Annotated in this window: 23 protein-coding genes; 10 read left to right on the plus strand and 13 right to left on the minus strand. The window is 65.4% G+C overall.

Annotated elements, in window-relative coordinates; translation table 11 throughout:
- The 7 genes from RND64_RS18635 to RND64_RS18665 form a co-directional block, all read right to left on the minus strand.
- Positions 1–1,152: an MCE family protein gene (locus RND64_RS18635; protein WP_049700083.1), complete on the minus strand. Its 1,152-nt coding sequence runs from the start codon at positions 1,150–1,152 to the stop codon at positions 1–3.
- The gene (locus tag RND64_RS18640) at positions 1,149–2,216 is read right to left on the minus strand and encodes an MCE family protein (RefSeq protein WP_049699888.1); all 1,068 of its coding nucleotides are present in this window, start codon (positions 2,214–2,216) and stop codon (positions 1,149–1,151) included. The genes RND64_RS18635 and RND64_RS18640 overlap by 4 nt, the downstream gene beginning before the upstream one ends.
- Complete coding sequence (locus RND64_RS18645) at positions 2,209–3,387, minus strand: MCE family protein (RefSeq protein WP_049699889.1); 1,179 nt, start codon at positions 3,385–3,387, stop codon at positions 2,209–2,211. Before RND64_RS18645 ends, RND64_RS18640 begins: the two co-directional genes overlap by 8 nt.
- A 4-nt stretch (positions 3,388–3,391) precedes the next feature.
- Positions 3,392–4,243 carry an MlaE family ABC transporter permease gene (locus tag RND64_RS18650; protein WP_005204760.1) on the minus strand — a complete coding sequence of 284 codons (852 nt, stop codon included), beginning with the start codon at positions 4,241–4,243 and terminating at the stop codon, positions 3,392–3,394.
- A 3-nt stretch (positions 4,244–4,246) separates the two neighbouring features.
- Positions 4,247–5,011 carry an MlaE family ABC transporter permease gene (locus RND64_RS18655; protein WP_005204758.1) on the minus strand — a complete coding sequence of 255 codons (765 nt, stop codon included), beginning with the start codon at positions 5,009–5,011 and terminating at the stop codon, positions 4,247–4,249.
- A 60-nt stretch (positions 5,012–5,071) separates the two neighbouring features.
- Positions 5,072–5,962: a 3-oxoacyl-ACP reductase gene (locus RND64_RS18660; protein WP_049699890.1), complete on the minus strand. Its 891-nt coding sequence runs from the start codon at positions 5,960–5,962 to the stop codon at positions 5,072–5,074.
- Between the two features lie 85 nt (positions 5,963–6,047).
- The gene (locus RND64_RS18665; RefSeq protein ID WP_005204755.1) at positions 6,048–6,236 is read right to left on the minus strand and encodes a ferredoxin; all 189 of its coding nucleotides are present in this window, start codon (positions 6,234–6,236) and stop codon (positions 6,048–6,050) included.
- Positions 6,237–6,343: 107 nt separating this feature from the next.
- On the opposite strand from RND64_RS18665, the gene RND64_RS18670 reads away from it, so the two are divergent.
- The 4 genes from RND64_RS18670 (at position 6,344) to RND64_RS18685 (ending at position 11,866) form a co-directional block, all read left to right on the plus strand.
- Complete coding sequence (locus RND64_RS18670) at positions 6,344–7,546, plus strand: acyl-CoA dehydrogenase family protein (protein WP_049699891.1); 1,203 nt, start codon at positions 6,344–6,346, stop codon at positions 7,544–7,546.
- A 294-nt stretch (positions 7,547–7,840) separates the two neighbouring features.
- Positions 7,841–8,998, plus strand: coding sequence for an acyl-CoA dehydrogenase family protein (locus RND64_RS18675; protein ID WP_049699892.1), 1,158 nt, complete (start codon positions 7,841–7,843; stop codon positions 8,996–8,998).
- A 13-nt stretch (positions 8,999–9,011) separates the two neighbouring features.
- A complete protein-coding gene (locus tag RND64_RS18680; protein ID WP_049699893.1) occupies positions 9,012–10,508 on the plus strand; it encodes a long-chain-fatty-acid--CoA ligase in 1,497 nt (498 codons plus the stop codon).
- Positions 10,509–10,873: 365 nt separating this feature from the next.
- On the plus strand, positions 10,874–11,866 hold the full coding sequence (locus tag RND64_RS18685; RefSeq protein ID WP_049699894.1) for a hypothetical protein: 993 nt from the start codon (positions 10,874–10,876) through the stop codon (positions 11,864–11,866).
- Positions 11,867–12,090: 224 nt separating this feature from the next.
- Here the strand turns inward: RND64_RS18685 and RND64_RS18690 are convergent, their stop codons facing one another.
- Positions 12,091–13,221, minus strand: a complete 1,131-nt coding sequence (locus RND64_RS18690) for an NAD(P)H-dependent flavin oxidoreductase (protein ID WP_331436688.1) — start codon at positions 13,219–13,221, stop codon at positions 12,091–12,093.
- Between the two features lie 19 nt (positions 13,222–13,240).
- The gene (locus tag RND64_RS18695) at positions 13,241–14,887 is read right to left on the minus strand and encodes an acyl-CoA synthetase (RefSeq protein ID WP_331436260.1); all 1,647 of its coding nucleotides are present in this window, start codon (positions 14,885–14,887) and stop codon (positions 13,241–13,243) included.
- 77 nt (positions 14,888–14,964) lie between these two features.
- Between RND64_RS18695 and RND64_RS18700 the strand changes: the two genes are divergently transcribed.
- Positions 14,965–15,747 carry a crotonase/enoyl-CoA hydratase family protein gene (locus RND64_RS18700; RefSeq protein WP_005204741.1) on the plus strand — a complete coding sequence of 261 codons (783 nt, stop codon included), beginning with the start codon at positions 14,965–14,967 and terminating at the stop codon, positions 15,745–15,747.
- 66 nt (positions 15,748–15,813) lie between these two features.
- Positions 15,814–17,265, plus strand: coding sequence for a cytochrome P450 (locus RND64_RS18705; RefSeq protein WP_331436261.1), 1,452 nt, complete (start codon positions 15,814–15,816; stop codon positions 17,263–17,265).
- Positions 17,266–17,272: 7 nt separating this feature from the next.
- On the opposite strand, the gene RND64_RS18710 is transcribed toward RND64_RS18705, so the two are convergent.
- The gene (locus tag RND64_RS18710; RefSeq protein ID WP_049699897.1) at positions 17,273–18,310 is read right to left on the minus strand and encodes an LLM class F420-dependent oxidoreductase; all 1,038 of its coding nucleotides are present in this window, start codon (positions 18,308–18,310) and stop codon (positions 17,273–17,275) included.
- A gap of 140 nt (positions 18,311–18,450) precedes the next feature.
- Between RND64_RS18710 and RND64_RS18715 the strand changes: the two genes are divergently transcribed.
- The 3 genes from RND64_RS18715 to RND64_RS18725 are packed head-to-tail and all read left to right on the plus strand — an operon-like array spanning position 18,451 to position 21,718.
- Complete coding sequence (locus RND64_RS18715; RefSeq protein ID WP_049700085.1) at positions 18,451–19,431, plus strand: Zn-ribbon domain-containing OB-fold protein; 981 nt, start codon at positions 18,451–18,453, stop codon at positions 19,429–19,431.
- Between the two features lie 29 nt (positions 19,432–19,460).
- Positions 19,461–20,540, plus strand: a complete 1,080-nt coding sequence (locus RND64_RS18720) for a thiolase domain-containing protein (protein WP_049699898.1) — start codon at positions 19,461–19,463, stop codon at positions 20,538–20,540.
- Entirely contained in the window at positions 20,540–21,718 is a 1,179-nt protein-coding gene (locus RND64_RS18725) for a thiolase domain-containing protein (protein WP_049699899.1), read from the plus strand. Before RND64_RS18720 ends, RND64_RS18725 begins: the two co-directional genes overlap by 1 nt.
- A gap of 120 nt (positions 21,719–21,838) precedes the next feature.
- Here RND64_RS18725 and RND64_RS18730 read toward each other — a convergent pair whose 3' ends face one another.
- The 3 genes from RND64_RS18730 to RND64_RS18740 all read right to left on the minus strand — a co-directional run bounded on the left by RND64_RS18730 (position 21,839) and on the right by RND64_RS18740 (position 24,680).
- Positions 21,839–22,789, minus strand: coding sequence for a hypothetical protein (locus tag RND64_RS18730; RefSeq protein WP_049699900.1), 951 nt, complete (start codon positions 22,787–22,789; stop codon positions 21,839–21,841).
- 133 nt (positions 22,790–22,922) lie between these two features.
- On the minus strand, positions 22,923–23,384 hold the full coding sequence (locus tag RND64_RS18735; RefSeq protein WP_049699901.1) for a nuclear transport factor 2 family protein: 462 nt from the start codon (positions 23,382–23,384) through the stop codon (positions 22,923–22,925).
- A gap of 3 nt (positions 23,385–23,387) precedes the next feature.
- On the minus strand, positions 23,388–24,680 hold the full coding sequence (locus tag RND64_RS18740) for a cytochrome P450 (protein WP_049699902.1): 1,293 nt from the start codon (positions 24,678–24,680) through the stop codon (positions 23,388–23,390).
- Positions 24,681–24,930: 250 nt separating this feature from the next.
- Here RND64_RS18740 and RND64_RS18745 point away from each other — a divergent pair, with 250 nt between their 5' ends.
- The gene (locus RND64_RS18745) at positions 24,931–26,094 is read left to right on the plus strand and encodes a steroid 3-ketoacyl-CoA thiolase (RefSeq protein WP_049699903.1); all 1,164 of its coding nucleotides are present in this window, start codon (positions 24,931–24,933) and stop codon (positions 26,092–26,094) included.
- Positions 26,095–26,103: the final 9 nt, after the last annotated feature.

A 26,103-nucleotide genomic window follows, 5' to 3' on the forward strand; every position in this document is an offset into this window, starting at 1 on the left:
TCAGCCACCTGCCGTCGGGGTCGGGTAAGTCGGCGGCGGAGCCGGTGCGGTGTCCTTCTGCGGGAAGGGCGGCGCTTGGCTCCATGCCTGCGGCAGCAGCGGGAACCCGCTGTAGCCGAACGCCTTCCATGCCTCGGGATACTTCTGCTGAAGGATCTTCATGAACGTCGCGGTGTAATCGCCGAAAGTACTGACACCGACCAGCGATTCGAACCGTGGCCCGGACGCGACGGCCTCGCCGAGCGCGTTGGCGTACGGCCCCAGCCGGTCGAGGGTCTGTTTGAGGTTCTCCTCGTTGTCGTTGAGGATGTCGAGTACACCGTCGAGTTTCGTCAGTGCCGGCCGCAGTTGTTCGTTGTTCTCCTTGATGAATCCGGATATCTGGTCGGCGACATCACGGGTACCACTGATGAGCTGCGCGATGGCGGTGCGTCGGAACTGCAGTTCGCCGACGAGCGAATTGGCATCCACGAGAAGCTGATTGATCTGCTTGCTCCGGTCGCCGATGACGTCGGTGACACCGTTGGCCTTGGCCAGCAGTGCACGAAGGTTGTTGTCGCGGTCGGCAATCGCCTTGGACAGCCGTGACACGCCGTCGACCGCGCCCTGTACTTCGTCGGGGGTCGACGAGAACGTCACCGACAGGGTGTCGAGGGCCTTGTTGAGCTGATCGGTGTCGGTCTGTGCGAGCGAATTGGTCGACTCGTCGAGAGCGTCGGAGAGTGAATACGGTGCGATGGTGTTCCGGTTGGCGATCGACTCGCCCGGCCGGATACGTCCACCACCGTGTGGCAGGATCGTCAGATTCCTTCTGCCGAGCACTGTTTCGGTCTTGATCGCTGCCTGCGTATCCGTACCCATCACCACGGTGTCGTTCATGCGGAAGGTGACCGCGGCCTTCGTGCCCTGGTCGGTCGGTGCGAGCGCGATGTTCTCGACCGTACCGACCTTCACGCCGGAGACCGTCACGATGTCGCCGTTCACCAGCCCGCCAGCGTCGTCGAAATACGCGGTGTATCTGCTGATCGGCGACAGATACGGCAGCTTGTCCATCTGCATCGCGACGATCACGACCATCGCGGTGACGACGACGCCGATGAGGCCGATCTGAACTCGGCTGCGCCCGTTGAGGAGCGCCCGCTTCTCGCTCATGTCGCCGCGCACCTCCCGCCGGCCTTCGTGGTATCGCCCATCACGTCGTTGGAGGTGAAGAAGTACTGCTTGCCGTCAGGTCCGCTGAGCAGCAAACGGATTCGACAGAAGTAGATCTGCAGCCATGCGCCGTAGCTGCCGAGATTGGAGAGCTTCTTGAAGTCGTTCGGCAGTCGTCCCGCGAGTTGTCGCAGGTATGGTTCCGACTTCAGCAGGTTGCCCGACACCGTGCCCGTCTCGGCGACGATCTGCTTGAGGTCGGGGCGGGTCGCTCCGAGCAACCCCGACAGTCCGTTGGTCACCGCGGCCGTCTGCGTCAGCGCATTGCCGATGGTTCCGCGCTGCGCCGACAGTCCGGTGATCAACTGCTGCATCTGATCGAGGCTCGTGTCGAGACCCTTCTTGTCCCCGTCGAGAATGCCGAGCGTCTGGTTGAGGTTGTCGATGACGTCGCCGATCAACTGGTCTCGATCGGCGAGCGCGCCGGTGAACGACGACGTCTGCGCGAGCAGGTTGGTGAGCGCCTCCCGCTGGGCTCGGCCCTGGAAGACCTCGATCAACGACGCCGACAGCTGGTTCACCTCGTCGGGATTGAGCGTGCGGAACAGCGGCTTGAACCCGCCGAGCAACTTGTCGAGGTCCATCGCGGGCTCGGTCTGCCCGATCGGGATCGTCGCACCCGAGGGCAGTGTGTCGTCGGGATCGCCACCGCCCTGCTCGATGTCGAGATAGCGGTCGCCGGTCAGGTTCTCGTAGCGGATCAACGCGCGCACCGACTTCGGCAGCCGGTACTTCTCATCGACGCTGAACGACACCTCGGCGTCGTTGTTCCGCGTCAACGCGACCTTGTCCACGGTCCCGACCTGCACACCGGCGATCTTCACCTTCGACCCCGACTTCATCTCCGACGCACTCACGAAGATGGCGGAGTAGTCCGACGACGACCCCGGTCGATAGTTGCTGAACACCGCGACGAGGCCGACGAAAACCAAGATCATGACCGTCGCGAAGGCGCCCAGCTTGATGACGGTGGCGCGGAATGCGCGGGTGCGATTGTCAACCACGGGCGGGCTCCCCGAAGAGCACCTGGAAGAGCTTCTCGCGTGAGGCCTTGGCAGTGGTGCGTGGCTGGTAGGGCACCGGAGCGTTATCGGTCACGTAGAAACCCGAGTTGACGTCGGTTGTGGGATCACTCAGGGCTCCATCGCAGGTCGGCGGGCCGTCGGCGCCGACAATCGGGAGGCTCTGTGGATACGTGTACGGGTCGGTGCCCGGCTGCAATCCCGCGTATAGGAGCAGATTGTTGTTCTTTCCGCCGAGCATCGGCTTGGCGAGATCAGCTGCCTGCGCGCTCGCCGTCAAGAAGCACGTCAGTCCCGGCGACTGGTAGCCGAGAAGCCGCGCGACGGGGTTCAGGTTCGACAGTGTGTTGATCAGTGTCTGCTTGGGCGGCGAGAGCACGCCGTTGATCGTATTGGCCATCCCGGTCGCGTTGATCAGCAGCGCGTCGAGGTTGGCCGAGTTGTCGAGCAACGTGTTGCCGAGGAACGTCGCGTTGTCGATGGTCCGCATCAGATCCGGCATGGCGTCGGCGTACACATTGGTCGCTCCCGCGGCCTGTTCGATCGCCTCGTTGAGCTCCGGCAGATGAGGGTTGGTCTTCGCGAGCAACCCCGACAATTGGTCGAGCGACGCACCGATCTGCTTGCCCTGTCCCGACAGTGCGGTGTCGACGGCGCCCATCACGGCGTTGAGCTTGTCGGGCTGGAGGTCGGCGAGCACGTTGACCAACTGTTGGAAAACGGTGTTGAGTTCGACGACGACGCGGTCGGCCGCGATGACCTGCCCGGCGTAGAGGTGGCCCTGCGGTCCGGTCTCCGGGATCACCAGGTTGACGGCTTTGGCCCCGAAAACCGTGTTGGATTTGATGTCTGCGGTCACGTTCGCGGGGATCTGCGACATTTTGTCGCTGTCGATGTCGAGGTCGAGCACCGCGTGACCGTCGGCCTGCCTGATCGTCGCGACCCTGCCGACCTGCACACCGCGCAGTTTCACCTTGGCGTCGGGACTCATCACCAGACCGGCTCGCGGCGTGTTGAGCGTGACCGGCTGGGTGTCGGCGAACCAGCCGAGGAATTGTGCGCCGGCACCGACGACAACCGCGACGAGACCACCCACCATGATCACCGCTGCCGTTTTGCGGACCAGCGGGCTCCGCTCTTGTCTGCGCGCCATCTGATCAGCCCGCCAGGTTGAACTTGCCGTCGGCGCCGTAGATGGCGAGCGAGGTGAGCAGAGTGATGACGACGACAACCACCAGCGACGCGCGCACCGCGTTGCCGACCGCGACGCCCACGCCGACCGGACCGCCGTCGGCGTTGTAGCCGTAGTAGGTGTGGATCAGCATCACCGCGATGGCCATACAGATGGCTTGCACGAACGACCAGAGGATGTCCGACGGGATCAGGAACGTATTGAAGTAGTGGTCGTACACACCCGACGACTGCCCGTAGAGCACGACCGTTGCGAATCGGCTGGCGACGAAGGCGGCGAGGGAGGCCAGCGAGTAGAGCGGGATGATCGCGATCATGCCCGCCACGATGCGCGTGCTGACCAGGTACGGAATCGACGAGATCGCCATGGTCTCCAGTGCGTCGATCTCCTCGCTGACGCGCATGGCACCCAACTGTGCTGTCGCTCCCGCGCCGATCGTCGCGGCAAGCGCGATACCCGCGATCACCGGAACCGCGATGCGGACGTTGATGAACGCCGAGAAGAATCCCGTCAGTGCCTCGACACCGATGTTGGCCAGCGAGCTATAGCCCTGAACCGCGATGGTGCCGCCCGTGAACAACGTCAGGAATCCGACCACGACGACGGTCCCGCCGATCATCGCCAGCGCACCAGAACCCATGGAGATCTCCGCGATCAGCCGGAGCGTCTCCTTCTTGTACTGGCGTACCGCTCGCGGGATCGCAATCAGGCTGTCCCAATAGAAGAGCGCCTGATCGCCGATCTGGTTCCAGTCGTCGCCCGCGCGTTTGATCGCGACTCTGGCGGTCTGGAGCCGCGTCGTGAAAGGAAGGACCATTTCTCAGCCCGCCGTCGCCTTCACGCCGACCGCGGTCACCACGACGTTGACGACGAACAGCGCCATGAAGGAGTAGACGACGGTCTCGTTCACCGCGTCGCCGACGCCCTTGGCCCCACCCTTGACGTTGAGTCCCTGATAGCAGCCGACCAATCCCGCGAACAGCCCGAACAGCGCCGCTTTGACCATTGAGATCATCAGCTCACCGAAGCCGGTGAGCAGCGTGAGGCTGGCGAGGAACGCACCCGGATTGACGTCCTGCAGATAGACCGAGAACAAGAATCCGCCGCCGATACCGATCGTGCACACAAGGCTGTTGAGCAACAGCGCCACGCCGGTCGAGGCGATCACGCGGGGAACCACCAGTCGGTGCACCGGGTTGATCCCGAGCACCTCCATCGCGTCGATTTCCTCACGGATCGTCCGTGCGCCGAGGTCGGCGCAGATTGCCGTGGCGCCCGCTCCGGCGACGATGAGCACCGTGACGATGGGACCGATCTGCGTGATCGTGCCGAGCGCTGCGCCTGCTCCCGACAGGTCTTGCGCACCGATCTCGCGCAGCAGGATGTTGAGCGTGAAGCTGACGAGCACGGTGAAGGGGATCGCCACGAGCAGCGTCGGCATCATCGAAACACGCGCGATAGCCCACGATTGCTCGACCGTCTCCCGCCACTGAAAAGGACGATGAAACAGCTCGCGGAATGAATCGACACCTAGGGCAACGAAGTCGCCGACCTGTTCCAGCGGCGCGTCAAGCCTGCGCGACAAACGTCTGCTCCTCTTCCCCGGTTTCCAAGCAACCTAGCACGCAAAACACACAGAAGTGGGTCAGTTGACCAGCCCACGCGCCGTGAAGGTTTTCGACGGATCGCGCTCGGCAAAATACGACGTGAGCGTCTTCGCGAGATCGTCGGAATCCCAGGTGCCACTCTCTGCCTCGAAGACCTCGTCGACGGTCGGCGCGGCCATCAGGGTAACGCGCGGACCATAGACGACGAAGACCTGTCCGGTCACGTCGTCGGAGTCGGGCGACGCCAGAAAATTCACGAGCCGCACGACGTGCTCGGGCGACAGCGGGTCGACGCCATCGGCGGGTGCATCACCGAATACCGCGGCGGTCATCGCAGTCCGCGCGCGTGGGCAGATCGCGTTCGCACGCACGCCGTAGCGCTTGAGCGCGCGCGACGAGGAGAGGGTGAGCGCGGTGATCCCGGCCTTGGCCGCGGCGTAGTTCGCCTGCCCCTCGGGGCCCAGCAGACCGGCTTCCGACGAGGTGTTGATCAGGCGCCCGTAGACGGGTCCGCCCGCCTTCTTCGACTCGTTGCGCCAGTAGGCGCCCGCATTGCGGTTGAGCAGGAAGTGTCCCCGGAGATGGACCCGGATCACCAGATCCCACTCGTCGTCGGTCATGTTGAACAGCATCTTGTCGCGGACGACGCCCGCGTTGCTGACCACGACGTCGAGTCGGCCGAGGTCTTCGGTGGCAACGCGCATGATCTCGGCCGCGACGCCGGAGTCGGAGATGTCGCCTGCGACGGGCACCGCTCGGCCGCCCGCGCCGGTGATGGTCTCGATCGTGTCGCTGGCGTCGAGCGCGTTCGCGAGGTCGTTGACGATCACCGTCGCACCCGCCGTGGCGAGCCCGATCGCCTCGGCCCTGCCGAGACCCGCACCGGCGCCGGTGACCACGGCGACCCGATCGTCAAGTGACTGCACCATCACGAACCCCTTTCGATTACTAGAACCTGTTCTAACATGCGCTCCCTGCGCGCCGGAACAGAACCCCCGAAACCACTCGTCGAATTCACTCGAGCCGCAGTGCCGACTTCGGACATCCGGCCACTGCCCGACGCACCTCGTCGACCTTCTCGTCGGGCACCTCGTCGGACAGAATCACCAGGTAGTCGTCGTCATCGAGGTCGAAGAACTCGGGTGCGAATCCGACGCACACACCGTTGGCCTCACATAGGTCGAAATCCGCCTTGATTCGCATCAGTACCCCTCTTCGTTGTCAGGTCCGCTGGTTGACGGCTGGGTGGATACAGGTTAGAACGTGTTTCAGAAGTTGGCGAGTACCCACCGAAAGCACAGGGGTCGAACATGCGCATCGCGTACACAGAGCAACAGGCCGATCTTCGTCGCGAGCTGCGGTCGTATTTCGCAGGACTGATGACAGACGAACGACGCGCCGCACTCACGGGCGGTGACGGCGAACTCGGCGAGGGCGACGCGTACCGCGACGTCGTGGCGCAGATGGGCTCTGACGGCTGGCTCGCGCTCGGCTGGCCGACCGAGTTCGGCGGCCAGAACCGTTCGATGATGGACCAGTTGATCTTCACCGACGAGGCCGCGATCGCGGGCGCGCCCGTCCCGTTCCTGACCATCAACTCCGTTGCGCCGACGATCATGAACTACGGCACCGACGAGCAGAAGGCCTTCTTCCTGCCCAAGATCGCGGCGGGCGAACTGCACTTCTCGATCGGATACTCCGAGCCTGAGGCAGGCACCGATCTCGCGGCTCTACGCACGACCGCCGTGCGCGACGGCGACGAGTACGTGATCAACGGGCAGAAGATGTGGACGTCGCTGGTCGCATACGCCGACTACATCTGGCTCGCGTGCCGCACCGACCCGTCGACCCTCGAGCCCGGCGGGAAGAAACACAAGGGCATCTCGATGCTCATCGTCCCGACCGACAGCGCCGGCTTCGACTACACCCCGGTCCACACGATGTCCGGCGTCGACACATCGGCCACCTACTACTCCGACGTCCGGGTGCCGGTGAGCGCGCGAGTCGGCGAAGAGGGTGGCGGCTGGCCGCTGGTGACCAATCAGCTCAACCACGAGCGGGTCGCGCTGTGCAGCGCCGCCCCCGTACAGACCGCGCTTCGCGAAACCGTCGCCTGGGCACAGCAACACAAGACCGGCGACGGCCAGCGGGTCATCGACGCACCGTGGGTGCGCACCAACCTCGCGCGGGTACACGCGAAGGTCGAGTACCTGAAGCTGATCAACTGGAAGATCGCCTCCGCGGCGGCCTCCGGCGGATCACCGAGTCCTGCCGACGCCTCTGCCACCAAGGTCTTCGGCACCGAATTCGCCACTGAGGCTTACCGTTTGCTGATGGAGGTCGTCGGCCCTGCCGCGACGCTGAGGCAGGACTCACCCGGCGCCCTACTCCACGGCCGCCTCGAGCGCTACCAGCGGACGTCGCTGATCCTCACCTTCGGCGGCGGCACCAACGAAATCCAGCGCGACATCATCGGCATGCTGGCCCTCGGCCTGCCGCCCGCCCGCCGCTAATCGACCCGCCGACCGAGCTTCCGTCCGATGATCGAGCCCGCACCCGATGATCGAGCTTCAATCCCGCTGATCGAGCCCCACCCGCTGATCGAGCTTGTCGAGATCACCCGCTGACCGAGCCCACCACCCGCCGACCGAGCCCCAACCCCGCTGATCGAGCCTGTCGAGATCACCACCCCGCTGATCGAACTTCAACCCCGCTGATCGAGCTTGTCGAGATCACCGCCCGCTGATCGAGCCCAACCCCGCTGATCGAGCTTGTCGAGATCACCTACCCACCGAGGAGCACCCGCCATGGACTTCACTCTCCCCGAGACCGCAACGGCGGTGCGCGATCTCGCCGCCGACATCGCGACCAAGCTCAGCACCGACGAACGCGTCGCTGCGCTCGAAACCTCCTCGGCGCCGCTCGACGACCAGCTTTGGCGTGAGCTCGCGGCCGCAGGCCTGCTCGCCCTCGAACTCCCCGAAACCCTCGCGGGCGACGCCGCAGGCGAACTCTCGACCGTCGAGAACACCGCCGTCGCAGAGCAACTCGGCACGCACCTTGCCCGTGTCCCCTTCGGGCAGCACGCCATCGCGGCCGGACCGATCCTCGCCCGACACGCCACCACGACCCTCGCAAAAGACCTACTGCCCCGCCTCGCCGACGGCACACTCATCGCGACCGCCGCCGTCGAAGAGGATCTCGGCGACGACACACTCTCGCCCACAACCACTCTGACCAAAACCGACAACGGATATGTGTTGCGCGGCAGCAAGGTCAACGTCGGCTACGCCGCTGCGGCAGGGCTGCTGCTCGTCACGGCCAGCGATGCCGACTCGCTCGCCGTCGCGGTCGTCGACGCCTCCGCCACCGGCATCACGATCACCGAAACCCGCACAACCGGACTCACCCCGACCTATCACGTCGACTTCTCCGACGTCGCACTCGACGACGCCCATGTCCTGCACGGCGTCGAGGTCGTATCCGACCTCGTCGATCGCCTCACCCTTGCGGTCTGTGCCGAGCAGTCCGGTGTGCTCGCCGCCGCGCTGGACGCCACCGCACGCTACGCCCGCGAGCGTGAGCAATTCGGGCGGCCGATCGGCTCCTTCCAGGCCGTCGCGCAGCGCCTCGCAGATGGCTACATCGACGTCTCGGCGCTGTCGCTGACGACCACTCAGGCCTCGTGGCTCCTCGCGCAGTCCGACGCCGGTTCGTCCAGCGACCCCGACACCACCGGCAGCGCAGACGTTTCCGCTGCCATCGCCACCGCAAAGTTCTGGGCGGCGGAGTCGGGGCATCGAGTCGCGCACACGGCCGTCCACGTCCACGGCGGCGTCGGCTTGGACACGAGCCATCCCACGCATCGATACTTCCTACGCGCCAAGCAGAACGAGTTCACCCTCGGATCTGCCAACACGGCGCTCCGACGGCTCGGCGACGCGCTCGCGGCCGAGCCTGCATGACGATCACACCGTCGTGACCGTCACCGACCTCCTGTCGAAACTGGCAGACGTCACCGACCGCGGACTCTGCGTCGACGACGAATTCGTCACGTGGAGTGAGCATCTGCGACGCTCCGCGCAGCGCGCAGCCGCTGTCACCGACCTGTTGACCGACGGCCGACCGCCCCACGTCGGCGTGCTGATGAGCAACGTCGCGGAGTTCAGCTACCTGATCGCTGCGGCGGCGCTCGGCGAGTTCGTCGTCGTCGGACTCAACACCACTCGACGCGGCGCCGCCCTCGCCGCCGACATCGCCACCGCCGACTGCGATCTGGTACTCACCAACTCCGACACCCGCCACCTCCTCGCCGACGTCGAAGTCGGCGCGCGAACAATCGACGTCGACTCAGACGAGTGGCCCAAACTACTTACACCCCATGTCGATACACTCGTCGAGTTCCCCGATTGCGCCGACGACGATCTACTGATGCTCATCTTCACCTCCGGTACCACCGGCGAGCCGAAGGCGGTTCGCTGCACCCATCGAACCTTCGCTGCAAGCGGCACGATGCTCGCCGAACGTTTCGACATCGGCCCAACCGACAACGTCTACCTCTCGATGCCGATGTTCCACTCCAACGCCACCATCGCCGGCTGGTCGGTCGCGGTGGGGGGCGCAGCGTCGATCACGTTGCGGCGCAGGTTCTCTGCGAGCGCCTTCCTGCCCGACGTTCGTCGCTGCGGCATCACCTACGCCAACTACGTCGGCAAGCCACTCAACTACATTCTGGCGACGCCCCAGGACCCCGACGACGCCGACAACCCACTGCGGATCGTCTACGGCAACGAGGCGTCGGCACGCGATCGACGACGCTTCGCCACCCGATTCGGCTGCAGCGTCGTCGACGGTTTCGGTTCCACAGAGGGAGGTGTCGCCATCACCCGAACACCCGATACTCCCGACGACGCACTCGGACCTCTGCGCTCACCGACAGCCATAGTCGATCCGGAAACCGGGGAGCCAGCACCGCCCGGTGAAATCGGCGAGATCGTGAACACCTCTGGCCCAGGACTTTTCAGCGGCTACTACGGCGACCCCGCAGCGACTGCGGAGCGCATGCGTGGCGGGATCTATCACACCGGCGACCTCGGCTGGGTCGACGATGCGGGCTACATACACTTCGCCGGTCGCCTCGGCGAGTGGATGCGCGTCGACGGCGAGAACCTCGGCACCGGCCCGATCGAGCGAATCCTACTGCGCCACCGCCGAATCGAACAGGCCGCCGTGTACGGAGTGCCCGTCGAGATCGGCGACGAGATCGAAGCAGTCCTGGTTGCTCCGACCCTCGAACCATCAGAGTTCAGCGACTTCCTCGCCGCCCAGAGCGACCTCGGCCCCAAACAGTGGCCCCACCGCGTGCGCATCGTCGACGAACTACCTGAGACGGCCACATTCAAGACGCTCAAACGCACTCTCCGCGAATCCGACTCACCTGCAACCTGGACCCGCCACGGCCGCACGTACGCCTGACCACCCACCCCGCTGCCGACCAAGCCCGATCGCCGCCCGCCCCACCGCGCAGAAACTAGGGGAAGGATTCCTTCCCCTAGTCTCCGACCCCTCCCCGCCAAACTTCGCGCGGAAACCCCAGAACCCCGAGGAAAGATCGCGCCCCGTGCCCGCGCGGCCAACACGCCCCGCCCCTGACCGCCCGCCCCACCGCGCAGTAGCCCGGGGAAAGATCGCGCCCAAACCCCCATCGAGTGGCCCCCGGGCCGCCAGCCCAAGCCATCGCCGACGCGACGACTTATCCACACCGCTGCGAATCTGCCCAGTTATCCACAGCCCGCCGTCGACGACCACTCCCTTCCGCGACTTTCAGCCACGATCAGTCCGTGACCACGTTCCCCGTATCCGACCCCGAAGGGTCAACCTCAGACAGCCGAATCATTTACCGACGCAGCGTAATCGGCGGGGGCGGCACCGACCGCGACATCCGACGCGCCCTCAAGGATCGACAGATCGACCGATTACGCCACGGCTCGTACGTGTCGTCTTCCGCGTACGCCGACCTCGAAGACCACGAACGCACCGAGACCAGATACCGCGACACCGTCGTGGCCGCGGCACGCAGCGGCACCTCCCGCCGATTCCTCAGCCATCAGTCCGCGGCGGTCATGCTCGACGTGCCGCTGCTTGACCCCGACCGCTCAGCCGTGCACTTCGTGTCCCAGCGTTCCGGGCGCACGTCGCCAGGACTCGTCATCCACCAGACACCGATCCCCGACCACCATCTGGTGACCGTCGACGGATTCCAGGTCACATCGATCGGGCGAACCGTCTGCGACGTCGCGCGTCTCGGCACTTTCCGACAAGCTGTCTGCGCCCTCGACAGCGGGCTCCACCAGGGGCGCATACGCGAGCAACCCGTCGACCTTCAGCCCATCGTCGACGCGCTCGGCCCCTGCCACGGAATCAACGTCCTGCGAACCGCACTCCCCCTCGCGACCGACCAGTCAGAATCGATCGGCGAGACGATCAGCCGCTGCGTTTTCTGCGACGCCGAACATCTCCCGGACCCCGAACTGCAGGTCGTCATCACACTTCCCGACGGCACCACGTTCCGATGCGACTTCGGCTGGCGCGATTCGACCGGCCGGCTGCGCGTCGTCGGCGAGTTCGACGGACGGATCAAGTACCACCGCCAGTCCGCAGCCAGCGGCGGTGCACTTCCCGAAGAAGTGATCTACAACGAGAAGCTGCGCGAGGACGCCATCCGCGCCCGCGACGTCGCTGTCGTGCGGTGGAACTGGAACGATCTCGCCGCACCTCGACGCCTCGTCGGCCGAATCTACGAGGCGCTGCAACGCAGCGGCATCGTCGAGTGAGACCGTCGTCAGCTGAGCGGCATCATCGAGTGCGTTGCTCATCGGGCGCGCAGAGAGTAGGGGAAAGGTCCTTACCCCACTCTCCGACCCCTCCTCGCCAAACATCGCGGGGAAACCTCAAAAGCCCACGGAAAGAATCCTTCCCCTACTTTCTGCCCGGCCGCCAGCCCGCACCCAGGGCCGCCCCGCACCCCCGACGGCCCGCACACCAGACCCCGACCCAACTACTCCAGCGTCTTCCCGAGCCGAGCGGCGGATTCCTGGTACTCGCTGACGAGGTCGGCGATCAGTTCCGCGACGGGGGTGATCGAGTTCAGCCGGCCGACGATCTGGCCCGCGGGCATCGCGACGACGCCGGCGTCGTCCGCCTGCGAAATCCGCGCATGGGCCTCCCCGACAAGCAGATTCTGCAGCGGCATCGGTAGCGGCTCGGGAGCGCCGGGAGCATCCCACGCGTCGGTCCACTTCGTCTTCAACAGGCGGGCGGGCTTGCCCGAGTAGATCCGACGACGCACCGTGTCTCTCGACGACGCCGCGAGCAGCGCCTTCTGCACCGTCGACGGTCCGTCGCCGGTGGCGCCGAGTCGGTACTCGGCAGCGGTCAGCCAGTACGTGCCCATCCACACGCCCTGTGCGCCAAGGGCTATCGCCGCCGCCATCTGCCGACCACTGCCGACGCCGCCCGCCGCCAACACAGGTGCGCGATCGCCGACGACGTCGACGAGTTCGGGCCAGAGCACCATCGACGTCACCTCGCCAGTGTGCCCGCCACCCTCGTAGCCCTGCGCGATCACGATGTCGACGCCCGCCTCGACATGATGCAGCGCATGGTCTTTCGCGCCCGCAAGCGCTGCGACCTGCACACCATTCTCGTGCGCGACGCCGATCACATCCGGCGGCGGTGAACCCAGCGCGTTCGCGATCAGCTTGATCTGTCCGTACTTTCGGGCGTGCGCCATCGCGACGTCGACGTGCGAACGCGCCACCGAGTGCAGCCAGCCGAGCACCCCGGCATCCACCCGGTTGCCGTCCGGCAGCGGCGGCACCCCGAGGTCGTCGAGGGTACGTTCGACGAATGCCCGATGCTCGGGCGGAATCATCGACTCCAGGTCGACCTTGCTGCCCTCCGTGGGGATCTTGGCAGGCATCACCACGTCGACACCGAACGGCTTGCCGTCGGTGTTCTCGTGCATCCACTCGAGCACCTCGTCGAGCTCCGACGCTTCGTTGAAGCGAACGCATCCGAGAACACCCATTCCGCCGGCGCGACTGATCGCGGCCGCGACCTCCTGACTCGGCGTGAAGCCGAAGATCGGATAGTCGATACCAAACCTTTCGGTCAGTTCCGTGCGAATCACTCTCTCGCCCATATCTTTATGCCCTTCCACTGACGGCCTGCACCGACGCGTCGGCCGGTCGTGTCTCGGTGATTTCCCTGCCCCATCGGTAATTCGGCTTACCCGCAGGCGACCGCTTGATCTCGTCGACGTACCACACACTGCGAGGACACTTGTATCCCGCAACCTGTTCGCGCACAACGGTGTTCAGGTCTTCTAGCGTCGGCCTCGCACCGTCACGTGTGGCGATGACTGCCGCGACGCGCTCGCCGTACCGTTCGTCGGGAACGCCGACGACGACGGTGTCGAACACATCCGGATGCGCCTTGAGCGCCGCTTCGACCTCTTCGGGAAAGACCTTCTCGCCACCGGTGTTGATCGACTGCGATCCGCGACCCATCATCGTGATCGATCCGTCGGCTTCGACGGTCGCCAGATCACCAGGAATCGAGTAGCGAATCCCGTTGAACTCCTTGAAGGTTCGTTCGGTCTTGGCCGGGTCGTTGTAGTAACGCAACGGAATATTGCCGGAACGCGCCAGGATTCCCACCTCGCCCGAACCCGGTTCCACGGGCGTTCCGTCCTCCCGCAGCACCACAGCAGCCTTGTCGGCGGTCACCCGCGGAGCACCCGTGTGCGACTGCCCCTTCTGCGCCGCCGACATCCCGCTGAAACCCGTTTCCGACGACCCGATCGCGTCGATCACGAGCAGGTTCGGCAACAGATCGAGGTACTCGTCCTTGACACTCGCAGAGAAGAGCGCGGCCGACGATGCAAGTGACACAACCGAACTGGTGTCGTATGTCCGCCCATCGGGATGTCCCGCACGCAACGCGTCGACCATCGGGCGCGCCATCGCATCTCCGGTGATCATCACGACGTTGACCTTGTGCCGCTCGATGATCTGCCAGGTGCGGTGCGCGCCGAACTCCGGGTAGATCACGGCCTTGCCGCCGACGAAGAGTTCCTGGAACACAGCCCACTGCGACCCGCCGTGAATAAATGGCGGGATCGGAAAGCGCACCAGTTGTCCCCCCGCCGCACCGTCACGAGCCTGCTGCCACTCGTCGGACACGCGCTCACCGGTGTAGAAGCTGATTCCGCCGCCCAACACCCGCCAGATGTCCTCCTGGCGCCAGACGACGCCCTTCGGGAACCCCGTCGTGCCGCCGGTGTAGAGCATGTACAGGTCGTCGTCGCTGCGCGGCTCGAAGTCACGGTCGACGCTCCCCCTGGCAATGGCGTCCGCATACGCAATCGCGTCGTCGGGAGCAGGTTCATCGCTGCCGTCTTCGACGACGATCACGTGCGCCAGTTCAGGCGCTTTTGGTAACACGTTCCGCACGCGGTCGCCGTATTGCCGCTCGTAGATCAACACCTTCATGTCGGAGTCGGTGACGATGTGCTCGAGCTCTGCCGCGACGTACCGGTAGTTGACGTTGATCATCACCGCGCGGACCTTGAAGATCGCCAGCATCGCGACGACGCACTCGAGTGTGTTCCTGCTGTATAGACCGACCGAATCGGTCGGCCGGACGCCGAGCGCGATCAGTTCGTGCGCGAGCGCGTTTGCCTCTCGCTCCAGCTCGGCATACGTCATCGACCGGTCGTCTGTTTCCAGCGCGGTCCGGTCGGGCATCAGGTCCACGGCGTGCTCGATCAGGTCAGCGATATGGAAGGCCATGACGACAAAATTAGAACGTGTTACTGTTTTCGGCAAGGCCTGTTCGGCTACCGATCACCAGCCACCAAGGAGTACCGATGCCGGAGTGCCTCGTCGAGAAGCGCGGACACGTTCTCATCGTCACCATGAACCGACCGGAAGCGCGCAACGCGTTGTCGACGGAGATGATGGCGATCATGGAGGAGGCCTGGGATCAGGTCGACGCCGATCCCGACATTCGTGTCGCCATCCTGACCGGTGCAGGCGGATACTTCTGCGCCGGCGCCGACCTCAAGTCGATGAACGCCAAGCCCGCGGGCGACAAATTCGCCGACGGCGGGTGGGACCTCACCCGGATGCCCGCACTCCTCAAGGGTCGTCGACTCACCAAACCGCTCATCGCAGCCGTAGAGGGACCCGCGATCGCCGGGGGCACCGAGATCCTGCAGGGCACCGACATCCGCGTCGCGGGCGAGAGCGCAAAGTTCGGTGTGTCCGAAGCCAAATGGGGCCTGTTCCCCCTCGGCGGCAGCGCCGTCCGGCTCGTTCGTCAGATCCCCTACACGATCGCCGCCGACATCCTGCTCACCGGACGCCACATCACCGCAACCGAAGCCAAGGAGTACGGCCTGATCGGCCACGTCGTGCCCGACGGCTCGGCACTCGACAAAGCCCTCGACATCGCCGACGTCATCGCCGCCAACGGCCCGCTCGCCGTCCAGGCGATCCTCAAGACCATCCGCGACACCGAGGGAATGCACGAGGAGGACGCGTTCAAGATCGACGCCGACCTCGGGGTGCGCGTCTTCATGAGCAAAGACGCCAAAGTCGGCCCACGGGCATTCGCCAATAAGGAAAAGCCCGTCTTCACCGGCGAGTGACCACTCGCTAACTCCGCGGAGTGACCACTCGTTGACAGGCCAACCGGAAGGCGGCAGGGTCGGAGCATGGCGCGGCTGCACATCAACAACGACTGGTCAGGTCAACGATTTCCGAGTCCCGGGCGTCGAAAGCCACTGATCGGCGATCTCGGCGTTGCCGATCCCCGCCATCCGTTGCTGAGCATGCTGACCCTCGGCGCCAACCTCGGCCCGATCTACGAGATGCAGGTCTTCCGCCAGAAGTTCGTCTTCATCGCCTCGGCCGAACTCACCGCCGAACTCTGCGACGAATCGCAGTTCTGCAAGGCGCTTCCGCCCGCGATCGAGGCGCTACGCGACTACGCGGGCGACGGCCTGTTCACCGCCCGCAACGACGAGTCCAATTGGCAACTCGCACATGACCTTCTGATGCCCGCGTTCACCAAGTCGGCCATGCGCTCCTATCACCCGATCATGCTGCAAACGGCCAACGAATTGTTCGACTACTGGGACGCACTACCGACCGACCCCGCCGGCACCACCACCGTCGACGTCACGCGTGACATGACGAAGCTGACCATGGAAACATTGAGCCGCACCGCATTCAGCCACGACTTCGGGTCCTTCACCTCCGCAGAGCAGCACCCGTTCGTCAGTGCCATGATCCGCGCGCTCGAGACCGGTCGACGCAAGGGAGCACTGCGCACCGCGCCCGGCGGACGCTACCTCACCGCCCTGCTCGACCGCCGCAACGCGCAGGCACAGAACTACGTCGACGACCTGCTCGACGACCTCATCGCCGAACGCGAACACACCACCGACCAGCACGACCTGCTCGGGATCATGCTCAACGTCGCACATCCCGAGACCGGAGAACGCCTGTCACCGTTGAACATCCGACACCAGATCCTCACCTTCCTCGTCGCGGGACACGAAACCACCTCGGGCGCTTTGTCGTTCGCGCTGTACTACCTGTCGCAACACCCCGAAAGCCTGGAACAGGCGCAACGTGAAGCCGACGACGCACTCGGCGACGACCCGACGGCGATGCCGACCTTCGAGCAGGTGCCACGCCTGCGCTACATCAGGCGCGCACTCGACGAGGCATTACGCATCTGGCCGACGGTGCCCGCATTCGCACGCAGCCCACGATCGACGACGATGCTCGGCGGGCGGTACCGCATGACACCGGAAGACTGGGCGGTCATCATCCTCGCCCAGGTCCACCGCGATCCCGCGGTCTGGGACGATCCCGATTCCTATGACCCGGACCGCTTCCTCCCCGAAAACATCAAGAAGCGTCCGGCGCACACCTACAAACCGTTCGGCAACGGCGTACGCGCCTGCATCGGAAGACAATTCGCGCTCCACGAGTCGGTACTCGTCCTCGCGAGCCTGCTCCATCGATACGACGTCGCACCCGATCCCGACTATGAACTTCGCGTCGACGAGCGACTCACCATGGTGCCCAAAGACTTCTACGTCTCGCTGACACCACGCAGAGTGCCCGCCCGGTTGTCGGAACAGCCCGTCGGCTGACGGCCGCTCACACCAGCGTCGCGAGCTCGCGGATCGTGGCGGCGTCGCGCGTGGTCACCATCAGCATCGAGACACCCGCCGACTCCCACTGCTTGATCTGCTCGCGCACCTCGTCGGCGGTACCGACGATCATCGTCTCGCGCACCATCTCGTCGGGCACCGCTGCGAGTGCCTCCTCCTTACGACCCGCGAGGAACAACCTGCCGATCTCATCGACCACCTCGCCATAGCCCATCCTGCGGTACAGCTCGGCGTGAAAGTTCTTCTCCTTGGCGCCCATCCCGCCCACGTACAGCGCGGTGGCGGGTCGATACGCGTCGACAGCGGCGGCGACGTCGTCGGTGATCACCACCTGCACGGTTGCCGCGACCTCGAAGTCGTCGCGCGTCCGACGCGCACCCGGACGCGCGAATCCCTCCGCGAGCCACGACTCGTACTGATCGGCGAGCGAGAGGCTGTAGAAGATCGCGAGCCAGCCGTCGGCGATCTCCGCGGTCTGGGCGACGTTCTTCGGCCCCTCCGCGCCCAACCAGATCGGTATGTCGGCGCGTAGCGGATGCGTGATCGGCTTGAGCGATTTCCCCAGCCCGGTCGCGCCTGGCGCGTCGGCCGGATACGGCAGCGGGTAATGCGGTCCCGCGCTGCGGACTCGGTCGGCGCGCGACAGAACGTCACGCACGATCTGCACGTATTCCCTTGTGCGAGCGAGTGGTTTGCCGAACGGCTGCCCGTACCACCCTTCGACGACCTGAGGTCCCGATACCCCCAGCCCGATGATGTGTCTGCCGCCCGAGAGGTGGTCGAGGGTCAGCGCATGCATCGCGAGCGATGTGGGCGGTCGCGCCGACAACTGCGCAACTGCGGTGCCGAGCCGTATCCGCGACGTCGCCGCGCCCCACCAGGCCAGCGGGGTGTAGGCGTCCGACCCCCACGACTCCGCGGTGAACACGGCGTCGAATCCCGACCCCTCGGCCGCGGCGATGAGCTCCGGGGCGTCGACGATGGGATCCGCTCCCCAATATCCCAGTTGCAGCGCAAGTTTCACGACCTCGACCTCTCCACGTCGGCACCACGAAGACAACCGTCATCACGGCCTTGTGCCCCAATACTAGAACGTGTTCTACTCGAAGTGTGAGCAGCATCGACACATCTCCCGCCGTGACGACCGCCAGCCCCGTCGCCGTGGTGCCCGATCCCGAGACCGCCATCCTGACCGCTGAGCTGAGCAACACGTTCAGCTACACGCGTTCGCTCGGACCGGTGTTGAGCCGGTTCGCATTCGGGCTACGCGACGGCCACATCGTCGGATCGCGGTCGGCCGACGGAACCGTGTCGGTACCGCCGATCGAATACGACGCCGCGTCGGGCGCACCGATTACCGACATCGTCGACGTCGCCTCCGTCGGCACGGTCGTCACGTGGTCGTGGAATCCCGACCACATCGACGGCCAGCCGTTCGACGCACCGTTCGCATGGGCGCTGATCCGACTCGACGGCGCCGATACCGCGTTGCTGCACGCGGTCAAGGTCGGCGGGCCGGCAGACATCGAAACAGGAATGCGGGTACACGCGGTCTGGCGTGCGGCGCGAAGCGGCCGCATCGACGACATCGCCTACTTCGCACCCGGCGACTCCGCTGAGCAGGCCGAGCCGAACACCGCCGAGAACCCCGACGACGAAAACGTCATCATCACCACACCGATCACGACAAGCATCATTCACTCCGCGACCGAAGAGGAATCGCGCTATCTCGAAGGCCTCAAGGCGGGCAAGCTGATCGGGACGCGTATCGGCTCAGGAGTCGACGCCGGACGCGTCTACTTCCCGCCACGCTCGGTGAGTCCCGCCGACGGTGCGCCGGCCGTCGAACACGTCGAACTCCCCGACACCGGAACCGTCACGACGTTCTGCATCGTCAACGTGCCCTTCCAGGGGCAGCGGATCAAGCCCCCCTACGTCGCGGCGTACGTGCTGCTCGACGGCTCCGACATCCCGTTCCTGCACCTCATCCTCGACGCTCCCGCCGACGAGGTTCGCATGGGCATGCGGGTGCAGGCGGTCTGGGTTCCCGACGACGAGCGCGAGCTGTCGATGGGATCGATCAGCCATTTCCGCCCCACCGGCGAACCCGACGCCGAGTACGACACCTACCGCGAGTTCCTCTGACCCGCGATCCCCATCTCTAGGAGAAGCACGTGACACTCCCCCGCATCGCGATCGTCGGGTTCGCCCACAGTCCCAACGTCATCGGCACACACGGCACCACCAACGGTGTCGAAATGCTGATCCCCTGCTTTGACAAGCTCTACGCCGAACTCGGCATCTCCCGCACCGACATCGAGTTCTGGTGCAGCGGATCGTCGGATTATCTTGCCGGACGGGCCTTCTCGTTCATCTCGGCGATCGACTCGATCGGCGCGATGCCGCCGATCAACGAATCCCATGTCGAGATGGACGGCGCGTGGGCGCTGTACGAGGCGTGGGTGAAGATCGCGAGCGGCGAGGTCGACCTCGCCCTTGCCTACGGCTTCGGCAAAGCGTCTGCGGGAGATAGCAATCGCACGCTGTCGATGCAGACCGACCCCTACACCGTCGCTCCACTCTGGCCGGGCGACCGCGCTCTCGCCGGATTGCAGGCCCGCGCAGGCCTCGACGCCGGTACGTGGACCGAAACCGACATGGCCGCAGTGGCAGCACGCACGACCGGGGCGTCGACCGACGACCTGCTCGCGACCGATTACGTCGCCAATCCCCTCCGTGCACATGACATCGCACCGTTCACCGATGCCGCCGCGGCCGTGATCATCGCCAGTGAGCGCCGCGCCCGCGAGCTCGTCGCCAATCCAGCATTCGTCACCGGCTGGGACCACCGGATCGACAGCGCCAACTTCGGAGCACGAGATCTCACGGTCTCGCCGTCGACGACACTGGCCGCCGACACCGCGTTCGGCGATCGCACCCGCGCCGTCGACGTCGCCGAGATCGCCGCCCCGTACACACACCAGGAGATCATCGTCCGCAACGCGCTCGGACTGCCCGCCTCGGTGCGGATCAATCCGTCCGGCGGCCTGCTCACGGGCAATTCGTTGTTCAGCGGCGGCCTGCAGCGTATCGGCTACGCGGCGCACTCCATCCTCACCGGCGATGCGCAGACCGCGGTGGCGCACGCGACGAGCGGCCCTCTGCTGCAACAGAACATGGTGGTCACGCTGCAGGGTGACTCGAACAGCGGTGATTCGAAGAGCGGCGACTCGATTGTGGGAGACGACAACTGATGGCACACAACAACCGTGCGGCGGTCCTGGGCACCGGACAGACCAAGTACGTCGCCAAGCGGCACGACGTCACGATGGCAGGTATGTGCCGTGAGGCAATGGACGCGGCCCTCGCCGACGCCGGGGTGAGCATCGACGAGATCGACGCGATCGTCATCGGTAAGGCACCGGATCTCTTCGAGGGTTCGATGATGCCCGAGCTGGCCATGGCCGATGCCCTTGGAGCCGTTGGCAAACGACTGATCCGCGTGCACACCGCAGGCTCCGTCGGCGGCTCGACGGCCAACGTCGCGGCCTCGTTGGTGTTCGCGGGCGTCCACAAACGTGTGCTCGCGATCGCGTGGGAGAAGCAGTCGGAGTCAAATGCCATGTGGGCGTTGTCGCTTCCGGTTCCGTTCACCAAGCCGGTCGGCGCGGGAGCGGGCGGATTCTTCGCCCCGCACGTGCGCTCGTACATCCGGCAGTCGGGCGCGCCCGAGCACATCGGCGCGATGGTCGCCACCAAGGATCGACGCAACGGCGCGCGAAATCCGTTGGCCCATCTACATCAACCCGACATCACCGTCGAAAGCGTGATGGCGTCGCAGATGCTCTGGGACCCGATCCGCTACGACGAGACATGCCCGTCCTCCGACGGCGCGTGCGCGGTCGTCATCGGCGACGAGCAGGTCTCCGACACCGCGGTCGCCGACGGCCGCCCCGTCGCCTGGGTCCACGCCACCGCGATGCGCACCGAACCGCTGTTCTTCGCGCACCGCAACACCGTCAACCCGCAGGCCAGCCGCGACGCCGCAGCAGCACTGTGGAAGTCCGCGGGCATAGACAATCCGATCGACGAGGTCGACGTCGCCGAGGTCTACGTCCCGTTCTCGTGGTTCGAGCCCATGTGGCTCGAGAGCCTCGGCTTCGCCCCCGAGGGCGAGGGCTGGAAGCTCACCGAGGCCGGCGAGACCGAGATCGGCGGCCGCATCCCGTTCAACCCGTCGGGCGGCGTGCTGTCGTCGAACCCGATCGGAGCGTCGGGCATGATCCGCTTCGCCGAGGCCGCGATCCAGGTGATGGGCAAGGCAGGCGACCACCAGGTGGCCGACGCCCGCAAAGCCCTCGGGCACGCCTACGGCGGCGGGGCGCAGTACTACTCGATGTGGCTCGTCGGCGCCGACAAGCCGTCGAACTAGCTGGGCCGCACACCAACGGGCGTGCAGCTACCTCATCTGTGCACAGCTACCTTCTGCACCGCCCAAGGTGGCTGCACACAGATCAGGTAGCTGTGCCGAGAGCTGCATCGAGAGTCACCCTTACGCCGCGCGCCGCCCGAGCATGCCCAGCACCCGGCGCGCCAGGACAGCAGGCTCGTCGATGTCGCGCCAGCCCCACCGCAACAAGGCGTGTCCGGTCTCGACGATCCCGTCACCGCGCGACTTCTCGGCGAGTAGTGCACGTCGGGTCTCGTCGGCATCGTCGCCGTACTTCTTGTTGCCGTCGGCCTCGCCGCACAGCCGCGCATCCCGCCAGTACAGATCGACGCGCGCGAGGAAGTTCCCGTGCGCGTCATAGATGTTCACCTGCAGCTCCGGCTCCGGGACGCCCGCGTCGACCAGTTCGACGCGGCTGCGCGTCTCGAGCACCGACTCCGTCCTACCGTCGCACCGGCCGACCGCGCGGATCGCCGCGGCACGCCCCCGCATCCCGGCGAGCAGGTCCAGCTCATTCTGCAGATCGTCGACGGTGCAGAGTCCGGCGTGCAGCGCGGCGTCGCCCACCGCGATGGCGGGTATCCGCGCTCCGGTGCGCGCGATGTCGACGACGGTGCGAGCAGGCGACACCACCAGCACACCGTCGACCTCGACGAGGGCTGGTGGTCGGGTGTCGGTGATCAACCTCGTACGCGATGTGGTGCGCGTGCCCGGCGTGCGTCCACTGTCTGCGATCGACACCCGCGAGGTATCCAACCCCCAGACCGGTAGGCCAAGCACCGCAGCGGCCGACGAAAGTGCCAGCGCGCGAGTGTGTTTGGCAGCCCGCACCTCCGGCGTGCGGGCGTCGCGTCGTATCACGGCAAGCGCTCGCTGGCGGTGCCGCTCCTCGGGAGTGTCTTCTGCCAGCAGATCGCGCGGAATCACCACTCCCGGCGCCAGCGACACGAGGGTTCCGACGTCGAGCGCCAGCCGTATCTCACGGTCGACGTAACCCGCCGCGAGGAGCTCGGCGCGATTGACCGCGCCCGTGACGCCATGGAAGTGGACCATGCAAGTTGTGACGCACGCAGCGTCGAATCGGTTCCATGAAAAATCCGCACCTCATCTGTCACGCTTCACCTTCGGCAGTGCCGAAGGTGAAGTGCCACAGACGAGGTGCGGATTTCGACCCAAGTCCCAGACGTCAGGCCGGCCGGACCGAGTTGATCGTCTTCTCGACCTCCCAGAACGCGCGCAGCGCCGACAGCTTGCCCTCGTCGTCGGCCCGATAGGTGAACACGCCGTGCGCCTCCGACACGTGGCCCGCGATGTGGGTCACGATCTTCCCGACGTACGCGACCTCGTTGCCGCAGATGATCTCGTCGTCGAAGACGAAGTCGATACTCTCGGTTGTCGCGATCGACAGATCCCAGAACTGCGAGATACGCTCTCGCCCTTGGAATCCGACCCCTCGTTCATCGAACATCGACGGCCCGACCGGGTCCTCGACCTTCGCGTCGGCCGCGAAATTGTCGAGCCAGGCCTCCTTGTCACGAGCCGCGACCGCCTCCCGCGATCGACGGCCCGCCACCACTGCGGGATTGTTCTCCCTATCGATGCCCAGATATGCGGGTTGACTCGAATCCTGTTGGGCTGCACTGGTCATCGGTCACCGAGTCCCGTAGTCGACCTGGAGTTCCTTCACGCCGTTGATCCAGCCGTGCCGGAGTCGACGCGGCTCGTCCAGCCGCGAGATGTCGGGCACGAGGTCGGCGATCGCGTTGAACATCAGGTTGATCTCCATGCGTGCGAGATTCGCGCCCACACAGAAGTGCGCTCCATTGCCGCCGAATCCGACGTGCGGGTTGGGGTCGCGCAGGATGTTGAAGGAGAACGGATCGTCGAACACGTCTTCGTCGTAATTGGCTGAGCCGTAGAACAATCCGACGCGCTGCCCCTGCTTGATGTCGACGCCGCCGACCTGCGTGTCGCGTTTGGCGGTGCGCTGGAAGCAGTTGACCGGCGTCGCCCAACGCACGATCTCGTCGACCGCCGTTGCGGGGCGTTCCTTCTTGAACAACTCCCACTGGTCAGGGTGCTCCAGAAAGGCATTCATGCCGTGGCTGATCGCGTTGCGCGTGGTCTCGTTGCCCGCGACGGTGAGCAGGATGAAGAAGAATCCGAACTCGGCCTCATCGAGGTGCTGTCCGTCGATATCGGCGTTGACCAGCGTGCTGACGATGTCGTCGACGGGACACTTTCGACGCTCCTCCGCCATGTTGTAGCCATAGCCGAGGATCTCTGCCGACGCCATCTGCGGATCGACGCCTGCGAACTCGGGATCGTCGTAGTTCATCATGCCGTTCGACCAGTCGAACAGCTTCTTGCGATCCGACTCCGGGACACCGAGCAGATCGGCGATCGCCAGCAGCGGGAGGTCGACGGCCACGTCGTGGACGAAGTCGCCGGTTCCCCGGTCGGCCGCCTGGCGCACGATGGTGCGCGCCGCGTCGTCGAGCTTCTCCTCGAGCGCCTGCACGGCCCGCGGCGTAAACGCCTTCGAGATCACCTTGCGCAGGCGGGTGTGCTCGGGCGGGTCGTGATTGATCAGCAGCGCCTTGGTGACGTCGAGCTGATCTTGAGGCATCTCGTCGTCGAACCGCATGATGACGCCGTTGGTCGACGTTGCCCAATCCTCGTTGTTCTTCGAGATCTCGCGAACGTGTGCGTGCTTGGAGACGACCCAGTAGCCGCCGTCGTGGAAACCGCCACCCTTACCCGGGAGCTGGGCATTCCACCAGACGGGAGCGGTCTTGCGCAGGGCCGCGAACTCGGCGACCGGGATGCCCTTCTCGAGCAGGTCCGGACTGGTGAAATCCCACCCCTCCTGATGCATGAACGGGCATGATGCTGCTGGTGAGGATGACGTCTGGTCGGCCCCCACGCCGTCGGTCTGGATCACGTGAAATACCACCCTGTTCTCAATGTTTGCAACCGAGACGCGAACGTGTTCACGTCTCACTGACGCTCACTGTACACACAGTATCGCACCAAAACAGGAACTCGTTCTACTTTTCTGCCGGCGCAATGGACAGGAACAGGAACATGTTCTACTTTCGTGCCAGAGCAGTAGATCTGTACCAGTGCAGTCCGCGCGCAACAGGGCTGCGCCGAGAAGTAGCAGAAAAGTAGAAGCCCGAAAGGTGACGGACATGGGTGTGCCGGTAATCGTCGAAGCAGTGCGAACCCCCATCGGCAAGCGGGCGGGCTGGCTCTCCGGTCTACACGCTGAGGAGCTACTCGGCCTCACTCAGCGCGGCTTGATCGAGAAGGCGGGTATCGACGCATCGCTGGTCGAGCAGGCCATCGGCGGATGTGTCACCCAGGCAGGGGCGCAGGCCGGCAACATCACGCGCAAGGCGTGGCTGTCGGCCGGGCTTCCCGAGCAGACCGGTGCGACGACCATCGACTGCCAGTGCGGCTCGGCGCAGCAGGCAAACAACCTGATCGCCGGGCTGATCGCCTCGGACGTGATCGACGTCGGCATCGCGTGCGGCGTCGAGCTGATGACGCACACCCCGCTGGGAGCCAACGTTGGCGTCGACGCCGGCCCGTACCACGCGGACTCCTGGAACGTCGAGATGCCCAATCAATTCGAAGCCGCAGAGCGAATCGCAGCACGCCGCGGGATCACCCGCGCCGACGTCGACGAACTCGGGGTGCGCAGCCAGCAACGCGCACATCAGGCGTGGGACGAGCACCGGTTCGACCGTGAAGTGTTGAGCCTCAAGGCCCCTGAGCGCACCAAAGAGGGCGTGGTGACCGGCAACATCATCGACGTCACACGCGATCAGGGCCTTCGCGACACCACACCCGAATCGCTCGCGGCACTCAAGCCGGTCATCGACGGCGGCATCCACACCGCGGGCACGTCGTCGCAGATCTCCGACGGCGCTGCGGCCGTCCTGCTGATGGACGAGACCAGAGCGCGCGAGCTCGGACTCCGCCCACGAGCACGACTGCGGGCCGCCGCCCTCGTCGGGTCCGAACCGTACTACCACCTCGACGGCCCGGTCCAAGCCACCGAACGGGTGTTGGCCAAGGCGGGAATGTCGTTGTCCGACATCGACATCGTCGAGATCAACGAGGCATTCGCGTCGGTGGTACTCAGTTGGGCTCGCGTGCACGGCGCCGACATGGACAAGGTGAACGTCAACGGCGGCGCTATCGCCCTCGGACATCCGGTCGGCAGCACGGGTTCGCGGTTGCTCACCACCGCACTCCACGAACTCGAACGGCGTGACGCACAGACTGCTCTGGTCACCATGTGCGCGGGCGGCGCACTGGCAACCGGCACCATCCTCGAGCGCATCTGAGAGTCACGG

Source organism: Gordonia sp. w5E2 (genome assembly GCF_036540975.1).
GTDB classification, from domain to species: domain Bacteria; phylum Actinomycetota; class Actinomycetes; order Mycobacteriales; family Mycobacteriaceae; genus Gordonia; species Gordonia jacobaea.